Source organism: Dehalobacter sp., assembly GCF_030063005.1.
GTDB classification, from domain to species: domain Bacteria; phylum Bacillota; class Desulfitobacteriia; order Desulfitobacteriales; family Syntrophobotulaceae; genus Dehalobacter; species Dehalobacter restrictus.
The window spans coordinates 13,125-31,226 of record NZ_JAPDHR010000047.1; the positions used below are offsets into that span (position 1 = coordinate 13,125).

The 18,102-nt window shown below is 44.6% G+C and carries 15 protein-coding genes; 12 read left to right on the forward strand and 3 right to left on the reverse strand.

The window, feature by feature from the left end:
* Nucleotides 1-245 precede the first annotated feature (245 nt).
* On the forward strand, nt 246-2,123 hold the full coding sequence (htpG, locus tag OKX56_RS11985) for a molecular chaperone HtpG (RefSeq protein ID WP_287896571.1): 1,878 nt from the start codon (nt 246-248) through the stop codon (nt 2,121-2,123).
* Complete coding sequence (locus OKX56_RS11990) at nt 2,110-2,847, forward strand: ZIP family metal transporter (protein ID WP_287896573.1); 738 nt, start codon at nt 2,110-2,112, stop codon at nt 2,845-2,847. Before htpG ends, OKX56_RS11990 begins: the two co-directional genes overlap by 14 nt.
* Nucleotides 2,848-2,849: 2 nt before the next feature.
* Here OKX56_RS11990 and OKX56_RS11995 read toward each other — a convergent pair whose 3' ends face one another.
* Together OKX56_RS11995 and OKX56_RS12000 are read right to left on the reverse strand one after the other, a co-directional pair.
* Nucleotides 2,850-4,457: a sensor histidine kinase gene (locus OKX56_RS11995; RefSeq protein WP_287896575.1), complete on the reverse strand. Its 1,608-nt coding sequence runs from the start codon at nt 4,455-4,457 to the stop codon at nt 2,850-2,852.
* Between the two features lie 118 nt (nt 4,458-4,575).
* A complete protein-coding gene (locus OKX56_RS12000) occupies nt 4,576-5,259 on the reverse strand; it encodes a response regulator transcription factor (protein WP_287896577.1) in 684 nt (227 codons plus the stop codon).
* A 299-nt stretch (nt 5,260-5,558) separates the two neighbouring features.
* Between OKX56_RS12000 and metH the strand changes: the two genes are divergently transcribed.
* The gene (metH, locus tag OKX56_RS12005) at nt 5,559-9,050 is read left to right on the forward strand and encodes a methionine synthase (protein ID WP_287896579.1); all 3,492 of its coding nucleotides are present in this window, start codon (nt 5,559-5,561) and stop codon (nt 9,048-9,050) included.
* A gap of 119 nt (nt 9,051-9,169) precedes the next feature.
* Here the strand turns inward: metH and OKX56_RS12010 are convergent, their stop codons facing one another.
* Nucleotides 9,170-9,943, reverse strand: coding sequence for a hypothetical protein (locus OKX56_RS12010; RefSeq protein ID WP_287896581.1), 774 nt, complete (start codon nt 9,941-9,943; stop codon nt 9,170-9,172).
* A gap of 277 nt (nt 9,944-10,220) precedes the next feature.
* Here OKX56_RS12010 and nrdR point away from each other — a divergent pair, with 277 nt between their 5' ends.
* The 9 genes from nrdR (at nt 10,221) to OKX56_RS12055 (ending at nt 17,896) form a co-directional block, all read left to right on the forward strand.
* Entirely contained in the window at nt 10,221-10,679 is a 459-nt protein-coding gene (gene nrdR / locus OKX56_RS12015; protein WP_025206092.1) for a transcriptional regulator NrdR, read from the forward strand.
* Between the two features lie 83 nt (nt 10,680-10,762).
* A complete protein-coding gene (locus OKX56_RS12020) occupies nt 10,763-12,886 on the forward strand; it encodes a ribonucleoside triphosphate reductase (RefSeq protein WP_287896583.1) in 2,124 nt (707 codons plus the stop codon).
* An 89-nt stretch (nt 12,887-12,975) separates the two neighbouring features.
* Nucleotides 12,976-13,647 (forward strand): anaerobic ribonucleoside-triphosphate reductase activating protein, encoded by a 672-nt coding sequence (locus tag OKX56_RS12025; RefSeq protein WP_287896585.1) that lies wholly within the window; start codon nt 12,976-12,978, stop codon nt 13,645-13,647.
* A gap of 200 nt (nt 13,648-13,847) precedes the next feature.
* Nucleotides 13,848-13,985 (forward strand): hypothetical protein, encoded by a 138-nt coding sequence (locus tag OKX56_RS12030; protein ID WP_287896587.1) that lies wholly within the window; start codon nt 13,848-13,850, stop codon nt 13,983-13,985.
* Nucleotides 13,986-14,070: 85 nt separating this feature from the next.
* Complete coding sequence (locus OKX56_RS12035; RefSeq protein ID WP_287896589.1) at nt 14,071-14,964, forward strand: DUF3102 domain-containing protein; 894 nt, start codon at nt 14,071-14,073, stop codon at nt 14,962-14,964.
* Between the two features lie 399 nt (nt 14,965-15,363).
* Complete coding sequence (locus tag OKX56_RS12040) at nt 15,364-15,504, forward strand: hypothetical protein (protein WP_287896591.1); 141 nt, start codon at nt 15,364-15,366, stop codon at nt 15,502-15,504.
* A gap of 36 nt (nt 15,505-15,540) precedes the next feature.
* On the forward strand, nt 15,541-15,840 hold the full coding sequence (locus tag OKX56_RS12045; RefSeq protein WP_287896593.1) for a tyrosine-type recombinase/integrase: 300 nt from the start codon (nt 15,541-15,543) through the stop codon (nt 15,838-15,840).
* 125 nt (nt 15,841-15,965) lie between these two features.
* Nucleotides 15,966-16,736, forward strand: coding sequence for a hypothetical protein (locus OKX56_RS12050; protein WP_287896595.1), 771 nt, complete (start codon nt 15,966-15,968; stop codon nt 16,734-16,736).
* Between the two features lie 140 nt (nt 16,737-16,876).
* Nucleotides 16,877-17,896, forward strand: coding sequence for a tyrosine-type recombinase/integrase (locus OKX56_RS12055; RefSeq protein ID WP_287896597.1), 1,020 nt, complete (start codon nt 16,877-16,879; stop codon nt 17,894-17,896).
* The last annotated feature ends 206 nt before the right edge of the window (nt 17,897-18,102 follow it).

Below are 18,102 nucleotides of genomic sequence, written 5' to 3' on the forward strand. Positions count from 1 at the left end.
AAACCATATTTCGTTATATTATTTTTCGTGATGACTCGTAAAAAGTCCTTTATATACGTATCATTTTATTCCAAAAATTAGAACACCATCCTGAATACTGGAATATTTTTTTTGGTTTCAGTGATGAAAAGTCAGAGGAACAAGTATTTGAATGTTAGATTTTTTTCCATTCCATGGTATAATATGATGGTCGATTTTTGATTCGACCAAAGCACAGCCATATGAAATGATTGGGAGGGTTGGTAATGATGAATAACAATGTTGAAACTAGGGAGTTTCAGACAGAAATCACCCAGCTGCTGGATATTGTTATTAATTCTCTCTATACGGAGCGAGAGATCTTCTTAAGAGAATTAATATCCAATGCAGCTGACGCTACGGAGAAACTGCGCTACTGCAGGCTCACCGAAAATGAGATAAGCGAATCCGAACAGCCGCTGGAAATTTCCATCGAAACGGATGAAGAAAAGCACACGCTTACCATTACCGATAATGGGATCGGAATGACCAAAGAAGAACTAATTGAAAATCTGGGTACGATCGCCCATTCAGGATCCAAGGAATTTATCAGACAGCTGACAGAGGTCAGAAAGGCCGGATCCGGAAGCAATACCGATTTAAGCCTGATTGGACAGTTCGGCGTCGGATTTTATTCGGCGTTTATGGTTGCGGAGAAAGTAACACTTTATACCCGCTCTTTCAGACCGGACTCTGAAAGCTGGATCTGGTCTTCAAACGGAGCAGGAAGCTATTTAATAGAACCGGGTGACCAAAGCAATTATGGGACCAGGATCGTTCTCCAGTTAAAAGAAAATGCCTATAATTTCAGCAAAGCTGACGAAATCAACAGGATTATCAAACAGTATTCGAGTTTTGTCCCTTATCCCGTGAAAGTCAACGGTGAAAAGGTCAATACCGTCGAAGCAATATGGACGAAAAACGCATCTGAAATCAGTGAGCAGGAATATACGGAATTCTATAAATATATTGACAATGCTTTTGACGAGCCATTCTACAGAATGCACTTTTCCTCCGATGCGCCCCTTTCCATTAAAGCACTGCTGTTTGTGCCCGGAGAAAATTATGAGCGGTTCGGCTTCAGTAAAATGGAGAGAGGCGTTAACCTATTCTGCAAAAAAGTCCTGATTCAGGAAAAATCTGAAGCCATCGTGCCGGAGTGGATGCGGTTTGTACGCGGCGTCATTGACAGTGATGACCTTCCCCTGAACATTTCCAGGGAGACCCTTCAGGACAATGCGCTTGTGGCCAAACTGAACAAGGTAGTCACAGGTAGATTTTTAAAGTATCTCGAAGAGCAAGCCAAAGATGATCCGGCCAAATACAATCAATTTTGGGAAAAATTCAGCAGGTTTATCAAAGAAGGAGCAGCTTCGGATTATGCCCACAAGGACGCACTGGTCAGGCTCCTGCGCTTTGAATCCAACATGACGGCTGAAGGTGAGCTGATTTCACTGGAAGGCTACGTCGGAAGAATGAGAGAGGAACAAAAAGCGATCTATTATGTCAGCGGCTCCAACCGTAAAGTGATTGAGTCCGGGCCGTATCTTGAGATCTTTAAGGACAAGGGCATTGAAGTGCTCTATACGTATGAACCGATTGATGACTACATCTTAAGCGGGCTTCCTGAGTTCAAAGAGAAGAAGATTGTTGCGGCCGAACAGGACAGTCAGGATCTGCCGGATTTAGATGCTGAGCAGCCCAGTAATGCCGAAAGTAAAATTCCCGAGGATGAAGTGAAGGCCTTATTGGATTGGTTCAAAGAAACACTTGGGGACAGGGTAACCGAGGTGCGTGCTTCCAAACGTCTCGTGGACAGTCCCGCCGTTGTGCTCAGCTCATACGGAACGCATAGCATGCAGAAAATGATGCAAATCATGAACAAGGATATGGAAGGTATCCCAGCGGGGATTTTGGAGATTAACAGCCGGCATCGGGTCATTCAGGGAATCAATGAGCTGCGCAAGTCGGGCGACACATTTGCTGCGGCAGCGGCGGAACAGATTCTGGAAAACTCCCAGATTGCCGCCGGGCTGATCATTGATCCCAGGAGTATGGTTAGCAGGCTCTACAATATCCTGGAAAGAGCGGTTGTTAAGAAATAATATCGGAGTGATCATTATTACGATTCTACTCTACGGGCTGATAGCAGGTCTGGTCACCGGACTTGGCGCTGTCATCTCTATCTCGATAAAAAATATCACCAACAAGATACTTTCAATATCGCTCGGATTTGCGTCAGGAATCATGATCGGGATATCTGCCTTAAGTCTGATTCCGACCAGCCTGGACATGAGCAACAGTATCATTTGTATTGCCGGTTTTGCAGCCGGGGCTCTGTTCTTGTTTCTGGTGGATATTTCAATGCCGCACATTCACAAGGTTGAAGCGGATTTGAGTAACTATGCCAAGATGGGGTATTTTATCGCGCTCGGAATTACACTGCATAATCTTCCCGAAGGGATCGCGATCGGCGCGACCAGCGAAGTATCGTATCACATGGGTATCATGACAGCCATAACAATCGGTCTGCATAATATTGCTGAAGGTCTTTGTGTGGCGATGCCGCTGTGTCTCGCCAACGTCCGTAAATCGAGGGTCGTCCTGATCACGACCATGACTGGCATGTCAACGCTGCTCGGCACCTGGCTGGGCATGATTCTTGGCCTGATCTCTCCTTTCGTCATCGCTTTCTTTCTGGCGTTTGCGGCCGGAGCAATGATCTATATCAGCAGTGACGAACTGATTCCGAAAAGTCACCATTCCCACAGTGAGTATGCCAATGTCGGCATAATGCTCGGCTTCATTCTGGCATTAATCCTGTCATAGAATTATCTGTGGCATATCAAACAATTATTTTGTGTCATCAAGCTATCGTTTTTCACGAGAACCAGCGGGAAAAAAATCGTAAAGGACGTTCCTTCTCCAGGGGTGCTTTCGACCCGTATTTCTCCTCCGCGAAGGTAGACCAGTTCCGATACGATTGCCAGGCCGAGTCCCGATCCTTGGCCTTTTCCATGGGAACGGGAACGGTCTCCCTGGAAAAATCTTTCAAAAATATGAGGAACGTCTTCAGCCGGGATTCCTTCACCGTTATCCCTGACGGATAGAATAAAACGGGAATTCTCTGATTTGGCGAGGATATCAATCGTTCCGCCGGAAAGTGTATGTTGAATAGCGTTATTAACAAGATTGTACAGAATCTGTTTCAGTTCATCAGGTTTTAATGGAAGCACTTGCGACGTATCCAGGACTTCCGAGACGAAATCGTCAATTGTCCGGAAATCCTGGCCGTTGAATCTGAAAGTACGGTCTTTAAGCAGCGGGACCAAAAGCGGCATAAGTTCAGGAAGAACATCGTGCAGTCCGGAATTGAGCTCTTCGGAATGATCGCTGTTTATTTCTTCTTGGGCAATCCGATTTAAGGTCAGAAGACCTTCGGTAAGCCTGATCAGTCTTTCTGTCTCGATCAGCATGGTCTGATGGGCGGCATCCAAAGTTTCTTTATCTGCCGTACCCGTCCGCTGAAGTATTTCCAGGAAGCCTCTGATCGAGGTCAGTGGAGTCCTGAGTTCATGAGAAGCATCGGCAATAAACCGGGCCATCCGGTTTTTAGCCGATCTTTCCGTATTTAGAGCATTTTCTATCTGTCCGAGCATATGGTTTAAAGCTTCCCGAAGCTGCTGAATTTCCGAAGCGGTTTTATTCATATACGGAAGGCGCAGGTCATATCGGCCGGCGGCAATCTTGCGGGCCGTAGAGGAAATGTTCAGAAGCGGTTCCAATGGTTTCTGCAAAACCAGCGCTGTAAAAAATGTACTGAGCAGAATAATGATGATCGCGTTAAAAATATATCCTCTGAGATTTCGGCTCAAGATCAGGTCCTGTTCAGCCAGCGGCTGACCGATCAAAGCATAGCCGGCATAGGGATGAATATCGTTGTTTTGTTCCAGGGGGAGACTGTTTACCGAAAGCTGGTTCGTTACGACCGGGGCCACCATCAGCATATACTGCTGTTCGTCGGTATCCTGAAAAACAAAACATCCGCCGGATCTCGCCTTCTCAGCAAGATCAAACTGCAGTTGGCTGCGGCTGAGATTAGGGACCGTGCTGTTCGCTTTGCCGTAGCTGTAAACAATCGATTTAAGCTGATGGTCGCTGGTATAAAAAGCCACAAAATTTCCCGGGCGGAGTTCGGAGAATCTTCCCGGAGGAAACTCACTGCTCGAAAGCCAGCTCCCCATACTGTTCCGTATGGCGTAATAGTCTGAAAGCAGGTTCTGCTCCACGCTCTGATACAGGGGATTTTTCAAGGAAGTATACTGAATAGCCCCAATTAACGTAAAAAAAATAATATGGCACACCCAGAAACGCAGCAGGAGCTGCCCTACCAGGGATTGCCGCCAAATATTCAGTTTTTCCAGAGGATTAATTTTCATGATGATCTCCCTAATGTGATCATACTTAAAGCACAACAATTGAAATGTTAAACATTCAATGCGTCATGATATTCCTGTGTAAAATGCTTGATATTTGATATCTCGTGCAGACTGCCAGTTACTGCTGCTCCGTCTGCAGGTGGTAACCGAGGCCCCTGACGGTTTTAATAATTGTATGGTCCAGATCCCCAAGTTTCTCTCGAAGATAGCGGATATATACCTCGACGATATTGTCCTCTCCTTCAAAATCGTAACCCCAGATGTGAATCAGGATTTGTTCTTTACTCAACGTTTGGTTGCTGTTCCATAATAGATAGGACAGCAGTTTATATTCAGTAGGAGAAAGCTGCAGAGGCTGATTATCGAGCAGGATTGACTTTTTCAGTTCATCGATCGTAAACCGGCCAATGGTTCTTTTGCCGGATAGATCCGGGAAACGGTTACGCAGCTGAACCTCGATCCGAGCCAGCAGCTCGTCAAAGTGAAAAGGTTTAACCAGATAGTCATGGGCTCCGAGGCGCAGTCCTTTGACAATGTCTTTGGATGTATCCTTGGCAGTCAGCATAATCATGGAAGCACCGGATATTTCCGGGATGGATTCACATAGTTCATATCCGTCCATGACCGGCATCATAATGTCAAGGATGATGACATGAGGTTCAAAGACAGGGATTATTTCCAGTGCCTTTTTTCCATTGTCCGCTGTTCCGATATCGTAACCCTCCTGCTTCAGCCCCAGGCTGAGCATCTGGCGGATTGAAGCGTCGTCATCCACGACAAGTATTCTGAATTTATTGGCCATTCGTTTATTCCTCCTGTATCTTTAAAATACACGATTATTCTGAAAGGAAACTGAATACAGTCATATTTGTCTGGATATCGCCATATATTACTATTTTAACGGTTTGAGCAATTTTAACAAGAATTTTCTGCAGCTCAGAATATCCGGATATGCTGCTTAGAATATACAAAAATGATTACGCAGGAAATACGCAGGAAATACGAGATGTATAGATTGGACGAATCGTATAATCATGGTAAAATAATATGATAAACCCAAGGGAAGCTTGGAGGAAAAGTTTATAAAGAAGTGGTGAGACCATGAAACAACAGATTTTTAATGAATTGCTTGCGAGAAAAATTCTGATTCTGGACGGAGCAATGGGGACCATGCTTCAGCAGAAGGATCTGTCTGCTGAAGATTTTGGTGGGCCTGAACAGGAAGGCTGCAACGAAATTCTGACGCTCACCCGTCCTCACATCGTGCGTGATATTCATGAGGCCTATCTGAAAGCCGGTGCGGATATCATTGAAACCAATACCTTCGGAGGTACAAATATTGTCCTTGGGGAATATCATCTCGGGGACAGGGATATGGAAATCAACGAGGCTGCGGCACGACTGGCCCGCGAAGCTGCTGATAAATGGTCCACAGCGGAAAAACCGCGGTTTGTGGCTGGATCTATGGGTCCGACGACCAAGATGCTGGCCTTTGGAGGCGGTATTACTTTTACTGACCTGGAAGAGGCTTATTGCCGTCAGACACTTGGCCTTATTAAGGGAGGCGTCGATCTGCTGATCGTCGAAACCTGTCAGGATACGCTGAATATCAAGGCGGCAGGACTCGGGATTCAGCGCGCCTTTGCTGAACTTGGGCGGGAGGTGCCGCTGGTCGTTTCCGTGACGATTGAACCCTCGGGTACGATGCTCGCAGGACAGAATATTGAAGCCTTATATATTTCGATACAGCACCTGAAGCCGGTTGCTGTCGGCATGAACTGCGGCACCGGAGCGGAACTGATGAACGATCACCTCAGAACCCTGGAGGGGCTTGCCTCTTGCGCCGTGAGCTGTTACCCGAACGCGGGGCTTCCTGATGAAGAAGGCGGCTACCAGGAAACTCCGGAAGAGTTTGCCGGAAAGATGGCCGCTTACGCAGCCAAAGGCTGGCTGAACATTGCCGGTGGATGCTGCGGGACGACGGATCGCCATATCGAAGCCTTGGCAGCAGCCTTGGCCAAGTACGCTCCGAGACAAATGCGGGCTGCTGAACGAAGCAGCGTCGCAGGACTCGAAGCAGTCTGGCCCGAAGAAGAAAACCGGCCGCTGCTGGTCGGCGAGCGGGCCAATGTGATCGGTTCTCGCAAATTCAAGGAGCTGATTGCCGGTGAATATTATGAAGAAGGTTCCGAGATTGCCCGAAATCAGGTCAAGAAGGGCGCTCAGATTGTGGATGTCTGTGTGGCCAATCCCGACCGGGACGAACTTGAGGATATGGTTAGCTTTCTGCCCCATGTTGTCAATAAAGTCAAAGCGCCGCTGATGCTGGATACGACCGATCCCGCGGTTTTGGAAGCGGGACTCCGGTTAATTCAGGGCAAAGCAATCATTAATTCGATCAACCTTGAAAACGGCCGGGAACGCTTTGATGAAGTTGTTCCGCTGCTTCGAAAATTCGGTACTGCAGTCGTGGTTGGCTTAATCGATGAACAGGGTATGGCCCTGACCCGGGAGCGCAAGCTCGAAGTGGCCGGACGCTCTTACGATCTGCTGGTGTATGAATACGGTCTCTCAGCTGCCGATATTATCTTTGATCCGCTGACATTCCCGGTAGGGACCGGGGATGCCAAGTATCTCGGTTCCGCAGTTGAGACCATTGAAGGCCTGCGACTGATCAAAGCCAAATATCCGGAATGCAAGACGATTCTTGGGATCAGCAATGTCTCCTTCGGTCTGCCTGCGGCAGGCCGGGAAGTGCTGAATGCCGTTTTCGTCTATCTGAATACCGTAGCCGGACTGGACTACGCGATTGTCAATTCCGAAAAACTGGAACGTTATGCGACGATTCCTCAGGCAGAAAAAAAACTAGCCCAAGATCTGCTCTTAAATACGAATGACCAGACCTTAAAAGCTTTTACCGATTTTTACAGAGAGAAAAAGGTCACGGAACAAAAACAGACGTCCGGGCTTTCCGTTGAGGAACGGCTGGCAGGAGCTATTGTGGAAGGCTCCAAGGACGGCCTGGAAAATGATCTGTACGAGGCCCTGACAAAATACCGGCCGCTTGAGATTATTAACGGTCCGCTGATGAAAGGTATGGAGGAAGTCGGCAGCCTCTTTAACAGGAACCAGCTGATCGTGGCTGAAGTTCTGCAGAGTGCCGAAGTCATGAAGGCAGCGGTGACCATCCTAGAGGCCTATATGGAAAAAGCCGAAGAGGCGGTCAAAGGGAAGATTCTGCTCGCGACGGTCAAGGGCGATGTCCATGATATCGGTAAGAATCTTGTGGAAATCATCCTGTCCAATAACGGTTATAAGGTGATTAACCTTGGCGTCAAAGTCAGTTCTGAACAGCTGATTGAAGCAGCTAGGAAAGAGGCCCCTGATGCGATCGGTTTATCCGGACTTCTGGTCAAATCGGTTCAGCAAATGCTGCTGACGGCCCAGGACCTGCAGGCAGCCGGAATCAATACCCCGCTGATTCTCGGAGGCGCGGCTCTGTCCCGGAAATATACCGAAGAAAAGATCGCTCCGCAATACGGCGGACCGGTCCTGTATGCGCGTGACGCCATGGATGGCCTGAATCTCCTGAATGGTCTGAAAAGAAAGTCAGCCAATGATTTCGGAAGCTATAACGCAGCTAAAAATAATGATCAGGCCGGTAATGTTGGTACGATTTCCGGCAACATCCCAGACAGTATCTCCGGCAGCCACAGCGAAAATAAATTTTCGCCGGTCAGCTTTGACGGACCTGCCTGCCGCCCGCAGCATACAGCACGGGAGATTCTTTTGGATTACCCGCTGGCGGAGATTATCCCGAACCTCGATTTGCCTTTTATCCTGAGGCGTTATCTCGGTGTCAAAAACAAACTGCGCCACCCTTCCCAGGAAGAAATCAAGGCAGCGGAAAGCCTCCTGCTGGATTCCGAAGATGTTTCCCAAGATAAATCAGCCAAAATCCAGAAATTTGTTCAGGATTTCCTGGAAGAGATCCAAGAACACAAGCTGATTACGGTCAATGGGGTATTTGCGTTTTATCCGGCTTGTGCGAACGGAAATACTGTCGCTATTCTAAATTCGGATTCGAATCTGAATTTGAGTCCGAAAGCTTCAAATATTGTCCTTGAAGAGCTCAGTTTTCCGCGTCAGCAAAAAGACAACGGCCTTTGTCTGGCTGATTATGTCCGTCCCTGGAATAAGCTTGATGGTCAGGAGCAGACGTATGATTATCTTGGTATGTTTGCGCTGACTACGGGCCTGGGAATTAGAGAAAAGGCCGAGAATTACCGGGACAAGGGCAAATACCTGAAGTCGTTTCTTCTTCAGGTTCTGGCCCTGGAGCTGGCTGAAGGATTTGCTGACATCATGCATGAAAAGATGCGTAAAATCTGGGGGATTGATAACGGCATCCGGGTTTCTCCGGGCTACCCGATCTACCCTGCACTGGAAGAACAGGCCAAGCTGTTCAGACTGCTGAAACCGGAGGAGATTGGAATAACACTGACAGAGAATTTCATGATGGACCCCGAAGCGTCTGTTACCGCTGTTGTTTTTTCTCATCCCGAAGCTAAAATATTTAATATTAACCGTTGATCTCTGTAGTAGATGCTAATAGATGCATGAAATCCTGTCTCGAGACTGAGGCGGGATTTCATGCGTCTTTGTATCGTCAACCAGTTTTCATAGAATCTTATTATCTGTGTTCGGATTTTTCAAAAACCATGGTTTTGCCTTCTTCTGTTAAAGAGACTGGAAGCATAATTCTGATTTTGATCAAATAGTTCATAAGGATTTTGGACAGTTGGATTTTGAACAACAGGTTGGGCAAAGGTACTCGGAGTTTCCGGGGTAGGAGAAGGAACGGCCGGCCCGGGGACAATCTGGTTCAGCGGACGGATTCCAGTCGGGAAGGACTGAAGATTTTTACCAAAGCTAAACAAGCCTCTCCGTGTTTTTTGACGCTTTCTGTTTTGCTTTTCAATCTTTTTTTCTGCTTTGGTTTGTTTTCTCCCGCGTACACCTGCTTCAGATTCTATTCCGGTTTCTGTTCTTTTTGTCCTTTTTATACCTTTACTTGTATTAATAACTGTACCTGAACCTGAACCTGTGCTTATTCCAGTACCAGTACCATTTCCTGATCCTGAACTTGGTCCAAGTCCTGATCCTGTTTCTGTCACCATTGTCTTTATTCCTGTGCCACTGTTTGCCTGGGGATTTCCGGGCAAGAGGAATGAAGGGGGATTTCCTTTGAAAATGACTTTGTTAATAAGCGGATAGCCGACCCGGTTCAACAAAAAGGTACCGGTCTTACGGGCCATAGGAATACCTATTCTTTTAGCAAGTGGAAGTCCGACTTTCCTGGCAATGGGCATGCCAATCTTTTCAGCAACGAGGGGACCAACTTTACCGGCGATGTATGGCTGAAGTTCCCTCAGTACAATCGGTGCAACTTTTTGCAGAAGATAGGAGGGTTGACCAATACTCATGGGGATTCCTCCTTATGGTTATAATGGAATATATTTACAATAAAAGGATATGTTTTTTTGACGGAAGTGTGTTTGTCTTGATTTATTTATTTTGCAATGATTTGGGACTTAAGTAATGTTTTGCATGAAATATCCAAGAACTAAAATCGCAAGCAAAACGTAAAATAATCCATATAGAAGGCCTTAGATGCATAAAAACGCCAATAAAAGGCGATTGCTTACTATATATAGTATTGATAAAATAAGAAATATACAAGATATAGGAAGGATGAGGGTATTGCGCTGTCCTTTTTGCCAGAGCGACGACACGAAGGTGCTGGATTCCAGACAGATTGAGGAAGGTACGGCTATCCGGCGCAGACGGGAATGCGATGTCTGCACGAAGCGTTTTACGACGTATGAGCGCTACGAGGATTTTCAGCTGATTGTCGTAAAAAAGGATGGCAGAAGAGAGCCCTTTTCCCGTCACAAACTGCTGTCAGGCTTGAACAAGGCCTGTGAGAAACGCCCCGTGTCTACCGAACAGCTGGAAACAATGGTTACCGATATCGAAAGAGAAATGCGTGATATCAACGACCGCGAAGTGCCGAGCGAATTAATCGGCGAAGCCGTCATGAAAAAACTGTTTGCAGCAGATGAAATTGCATATATTCGCTTTGCTTCTGTTTACAGGCAGTTCAAGGATATTCAGAAGTTTATGGAAGAGTTGAACGGACTGGTAAAGCGCCGCAAATAAAACAGTCCCCCAAATTGAGATCCTTGCGGTAAAGACAAGATATCCATGCAAATATATATATATGGGAGCAGGAGGACTAAGCCATGTACGTTGTGAAAAGGGATGGAAGAAGAGAAATTTTTAATCAGGAAAAGATTTGCAAGGCGGTAGAAAAGGCTTTTATTGCTACCGAGACCCCCAATGTCACCAACTGGGCGAAGATTGTTACCGACAGGGTATTCTCGGAATTGGAAGCTGCTTACAGTAAGAATGAAGGCTTCCAAATCGAGCAGATTCAGGATAAAGTTGAAGATGTCCTGATGCAGACAGGAAATACTAATGTTGCCAGAGCGTATATCCGGTACCGCTTCCAGCATGAAATCATTCGAAATCAGGAAAGCGCCAAAAACGATAACAATAAATTATTCTCTGATTACCTGGGGCTGGGAACCTGGGAAATCAAAGAGAATTCCAATATGGGATTTTCGGTTCAGGGGCTTAACCGGTTTGTAACCAGTAAAGCGACCAATGCTTTCTGGCAGTCCCTGCTTCCGTCTGAAGTCGGCAAAGCGCACGATTCCGGTGCTTTGCATAATCATGACATGGGAGACCTTGCTCCATATTGCGTCGGCTGGGATCTCAAAGATCTGCTTCTGGTAGGTTTTAGGGGCGCGGAAGGCAAGACGACCTCCAGACCGGCCAGACACTTTCGTTCCGCACTCGGACAGATCGTTAATTTTGTTTATACCTTACAGGGAGAAGCTGCCGGTGCTCAGGCGCTCTCCAGCTTTGATACCTATCTTGCTCCGTTCGTCAGAGTGGATAACCTCGATTATAAACAAGTCAAACAGGGAATTCAGGAATTTATTTTCAATGTCAATGTCCCGACCAGGGTAGGTTTCCAGTCTCCATTCTTTAATATTACGCTCGATGTGCGGGCGGCCGAATCGGCCATCAAAGATGAGCCCGCTGTCGTTGACGGCAAATTCCTGGATACGCCGTACCGGGAATATCAAGCTGAGATGGATATCATCAATATGGCGTTCTGCGAGGTCATGCTCGAAGGTGACGCTGACGGTAATATTTTTAGCTTCCCGATCCCGACATACAACATCACGAAGGGCTTTGACTGGAACAGTGAAGTATCGAGAGCGATCTTCAAAATGACCGATAAATACGGAATCCCGTATTTTGCGAATTTTATCAATTCCGATATGAATCCGGAGGACGCCAGAAGTATGTGCTGCCGTCTGCGTCTGGACAACAGGGAACTCAGAAAACGCGGCGGTGGCCTGTTCGGAGCCAATCCGCTCACAGGAAGCATTGGAGTTGTAACCCTGAACCTGCCGTTGTACGGCTATCTGGCTAAAGGCAACTGGGATCAGTTCATCACGCTGATTGATAACCACATGAATATCGCCCGGTCCTCGCTGCAGACCAAACGCAAAACGCTGGAGATCCTGACGGACAACGGCTTGTATCCCTATACTAAGTTTTATCTGAGAGATATTAAAAAACGTTTTGGCAAGTACTGGACGAACCACTTCTCGACGATTGGTCTAGTCGGCATGAATGAAGCGATCCGTAATTTCACCTCGGACGCCGATGACATCACCACCGTTTTCGGACAGAATTTTGCCAAGGAAACATTGAACTATATGAGAGACCGCATCCAGGAATTCCAGGAGCAAGACGGAGACCTCTATAACCTCGAAGCAACACCCGCGGAAGGTACGAGCTACCGTCTGGCTAAAATCAACAAAAAGCATTATCCCGATATGATTACGGCCGGCGACAATGAACCCTATTACACGAACTCCACCCACCTGCCTGTGGGTTATACCAGCGACCTGTTCCGCGCCGTCGAGCTTCAGGATGACCTGCAGACCCTTTATACCGGCGGGACCGTGCTTCATGGCTATCTGGCCGAAAGCCTCGATGATCTTGCCGTCGCCAAGGCCGTCGTACGCAGGGTGTTTGAGAACTTCCAGCTGCCGTATTTCACGCTGACTCCGACCTTCAGCATCTGCGAAGACCACAAGTATATCAAAGGCGAACATTTCAACTGTCCTGAGTGCGGCAGGGAAACCCTGGTCATGACGAGGGTCACCGGCTTCTATAGACCGATCTCCGCCATGAACCCCGGCAAACAGGAAGAGAAAAAAGAAACCGTCAAATACCATGTTACGGGAGTCACCCCAAGTCTGTTTGACGGTGTAGCGAAATAATAACCAAAAATAGTAAATGTTGCAGTCATAGGATAAGTCAATAATGCGAACTTTGCAGGAATGGCATGAAAAGGAATGGATAAAAGATTATGCTGATGGATATTGAACCTTTTTCTCTGGTAGATTATCCCGGTCATATTGTCGCAACCGTCTTTTTTGGGGGATGCAATTTCCAGTGCGGTTACTGCCAGAACCCTGCCCTGGTTGATGTGAAGGAGAAGCCGCAGACTTCTCCTTCTGCTGTCATAGAATTTATGAAGACCAGAGAAGGGCTATTGGACGGAGTATGTCTAACGGGCGGGGAGCCGCTTTTATCTTCGGACCTTGTGCCTTTGGCTAGGAAAATCAAGGAACTAGGTTTTAAAGTGAAGTTGGATACGAACGGCAGCAGCCTTGAAAAACTCCAGGAAGTTGCGCCTTGCTTAGACTATATTGCGATGGATATCAAATGCACTGCGGAAAAATATCCGGAGCTGACCGGATGCAGGAACAGTGGCGACAAGGTATCCGAAACGATCGAATGGATCAAAAACAGTGGAATTCCATATGAATTCAGGACAACAGTACTGCCGGTCTGGCATCCTTTTGAGGATCTAATTGCCATCCGTGAGCTTCTCGGTCAGGAAACCAACTGGGTACTTCAGCAATTCCGCCAGCCCCCCCAGGGAGTGCTCGATGGAAAAACCTATGAAGCATACCCGGATTCCTGGCTTAAAGAAATGGGAGAGAAGCTAAACTGCCCAGTCCGTGGCTTGAAATAAAAAAGAATTAGTGCTTCACTTAACCTTCGCTTGAGTATCTACGCAAGTTCTCAATATTTAATGTAATCAGCAGAAATAGATAATTAAGGATAAAAAATGAGGGCGTAACGATAACTCAAAAAGTTTCTTTACGTCCCCTTTTTTCATTCTTGTCTTGCCACTCAGAATTTTTAAGCCAGCTAGAAATTGAACGTATTCTTATGGCCCCAAAGAATCTTAAACATAAGGCTATTCTTACACTTGTATATTCTGCTGGACTAAGAGTAAGTGAAGTATCTTCCCTAAAGATAAAGATATTGACAACAACAGAATGCTCATTCATCTCAGGCAAGGGATAAAAAGCTTAACGAGTGAGGTTGTCACACTTTTAAGCCATGGACACATATCCTATAAGTGAAATTAGTCCAAAGGAGTGTGGATATCATGACGGATCCAGCAAAGGGTACAGCAACCGATCCGGAGAATGATCCAGAAACCAATACAGTACCTGATGTCATCAGCAGACGCACGCCGAATGTAATCGCGGCTGAGATTAATATGATCAAATATCAGGCTGAGAATATCTATCTTGCCGCCACCGTCGAGATTGGAAGACGGTTGACGGAGGCCAAGTCCCTGCTTAAGTTTGGAGAATGGGGCAAGTGGCTGGAGGAGTCGGTCGATTTCTCCCAGAGCAGGGCCAATAAACTGATGCGTATCTTCAAAGAGTATGGAGAAGGACAGCTTACCAACTCAAATTCGGAGCCGAATCCGAAATTAAACTACAGCCAGGCGGTGCTTCTTTTAGGTATCCCGAAGGAGGAACGGGCGCAATTCATCGTCGATATGGATGTCGAAGGCATGACCACCCAGGAACTGCGTCAAGCGGTCAAAGAACGGACGCAGGCCAGGCAAGAAAAAGACCAGGCCCAGCAGGAGAAGGCGGACTTTCAGAAAACAGTGGAAGACCAAAGTGGTACCATCACCGAGCTGACTGCGGAACTCGCCAATCTAAAGGCCCAATTGGAGAACGTCAAGGCGTCCAAAGAAGAACTCGCTATAACGGCCAGACAGCTGAATGATTCGCTGGAATCGCTCCGAAAAAGCTCATCCACCCAGAGCTACGAGAGGATGAGAAATAACTTCGTGAAGAGTTCGATCAAAGTCAGGGCTAACCATCTCGCCTTCCTCTGTGAAAACTTGGATCAAACCGTTAGGGAAGTAAAGCAAAAGCTGCGCGAAATCGCCACTAATGACAAGGAGACGTATATCATTTATAAGAATAAGGTTTGCGATCTTATGGATGTGTGGCGTAAAGACGAGGCGTGGAGCAGGTAAGCTTGCCTCTGCGGAGATGGGCAGTAAGGAAAAAAGAGAACGGAGCTGGACGGCATACCTCCTCAAATTCGGAGCCGAATCCGAATTCGAGGAGGTATACTACAGAAAAATATACCTATGTGAGTCAAAAAAATCTTGGACTCATCGTCGGTTTGATCTGATTCTGTATCCTCGTACTTCAAAACCATCAAGACAGAAAGCTCAAAATTGCTTTCACCGTACTGGTTCCAAAGCGCTTGAAGCTGTTTATTCGGATAAACGCATATGACATAAAAAGGGGTTCCCTAAATAATACCAAAATTATTTTTCAGGATTGACCATGCAAATTAAAGAAGTTAAAATATTTTTGTAATGGTATTTATTAGTAATATTTCCATTATGTAAGAATGGAGCAGAAAGATGGCTGTATATGTCAACGCCCGGGAAGAAAATCAAAGGGAACTCTTTGTAACTTTAGATACAATTCTTTCTCTTTACAAAGTTTTTGAAGATAAGATTATTTTTGAACAAATGTACAGAGAAGTGGTTGAACTTAATTGAATTCGAACCTAAAAAATACTATGTCTATTCAATAAAATGGATCAGGAGCTAATTCTAAAGGGGTATAGCTTTGAAGGAAGTCACCTATCGGAATGGAGTGTTCAAAATATTTTTAAGGAAGCCTGCACAAAAGCAAATATTAAGAAAGATGTATCTGTTCATTCACTCAGACACTCCTTTGCCACCCATTTGCTGGAAGGCGGTACGGATCTGAGATATATCCAGGAACTTTTAGGGCATAAAAATTCTAAAACAACAGAAATATATACCCATGTAAGCCAACGAGATCTAGCTAAAATACACAGCCCAATCGATGCACTGGACATGGAGGTTTAAAAGAAGTAAATTCTGCTAAAGGAAATATCTCCGCAACCCTTGCGGTTTACCTCCATATTTGGATGTAATCCGCAACATATGCGGAAAAAGGACGTTATACGATATTGCTAATTTGGAGGTTTCTTATGGAGAAGGAATATGAGGAATTAGTATACAGATTAGATAAAGAGTTCGGTATGAGAGAGTATTTGTTCGACATTGTTTATTTTTATAAAGAGTTAATTCCAAATAATAAAAAATTGGAAAGTTTTTTAGTGAGTATCTTTAAGGGAGAGAAAAATGGGCCTAATAAACCACGCCTTATGATTAATAACGTAATGAGGCTTGTTTCTCTTGCTGATGATATCGAACAGATCAGATGTGGGAAAGATGCTCTAAAGATTTTCTTCTTAGTTGTATGTATTGAAACATTATATACAATTGCTCAAATAGATATTAAAAAACATAAAATGGTTATTGATTTCTTTGAGAAGTACGTTATCGAAGAGGATAGGATCTTTATTCTTGACAACGTTAAGAGAAGCCTTGCAGATTATAAGTATCAGGTAATAAGGGAGAAAGACGAAACAGAACAGGAATATAATAAGAGATGTAAAGAAGAACTAGACTTCAGTTTTAATACAGAAATCACAGTTGAAATATTTGCAAAAATATTATCTGAAGTTAGAAATACGTTTACACATGAAGGCGATTATTGGAGTTTTTCTTTAACTGAATCCGATTATCCGATCCAACAAATTGTTAAGATAGAGGAACAATTCAATACGGGTAAGAAGGAAAGAATATACAATATTAAAATGAACTATGGTCAACTAAGGCAAATTTTCTTAAAAGGGTTTGTGAATTTTGTTGATAAGGCTATTTTAGAAGAGAATGAAAGTTGCAACATCGTATAACACGGGCTTTACGCAACTTTGTCAATATGAAGATAGTATGGCGCTGCGTAAAGCCCTGAACGTTAGGCGAAATTGGCTGCAGGTCGCCCCATCCATGGGGCGAATTATATAAAGATGAATTTTAGGAGGTGGAGATTTTAATGGGCAAGGATATAATTAAAACTATGTATGATGCATATTGGGATTCTTATGAGGAGCACCTAAGAAGAATAGGAGAAAACCCTAAGAATATTCCGCAAAGGAAATCTACAATAAAGAAGTTCTTCAGATATCTCTGTGAATTTGATGATAAGCCAAATTTTGAAGATATAAAAAAAGTTCATATCCAACATTTCTTATCTGTTCAAGAAAAGATTTGTTCTCCTAAAACAGTTAACAGATATTATTCTTTTCTGAAAGATTTTTTTATGTATTTTAACAAAGAAAACGTTAATCGGAATACTATATTTGAGCATTGGACTTATTATAAATCTCCGGGAACTGATTTCATTACAATTTCTGAAGAGGAAGTAATGGATCTTTATAATATAATTTGTTCATATCCTAAATCGGAGCAGGCGTTACGCCTAAAGATAGCTTTTCTTATACTTACATATACCGGCTGCACAAAGGAAGAGCTATGTTCATTAAATGTTTATCGAAAATCTGAGAACACCGGTGATGTTTTGAATTTTATTGTTTTAGAAGATAAGAAAGTATATTTCGGTAAAAAGAAACGAAAAAGTAATAAGACTGTATCACGAGAAATCCCTCTGTCTGGCTTCATAGTAGATAAAATAAATGAATATATCACATTTATTGAAAGTGAAAAAGGCATCAACTTTGATATTTACCCTTATCTATTTCCATCTACTTATGATCAGGTGAATGGTTCCGTTTGTAGACTAAAAAGTGATCAAATAACAGCTGCAATTAAAAGCATTGTGAGAGATAGTAAGATTGTTAAAAACAAGAAGGTTTCATTTCAGGCTTTTAGAAATGCTTTCATTAAAAAACTGATTGAAGATAAAGTTCCACTTCAGCTAATAAAAACTTTATCAGGCTTAGATATCGGATCTATGAAACGATTTTTGAATATCGAGCAGTATGAAAAAGATCAGAAGGAAGAGATAATGAAATCTAAACATCCATTCAGAACTGTATTTAATAAGATTGAGTAATTTATTCCATGGGCCCGCCGTCCACAGGCTGTGTAAAAACGTAGAGAATAATGGATAAATATGGTATAATTAAGTAAGAAAACCGAATCATAAGGGGAATAATTATGCCATATAAAAACGGAATAAACCGCGAACAAATTACACTATTTCCGGAAAGCATAGATGATTATATAACAGAGGACAATGAGGTTCAGTTTATTGATGCA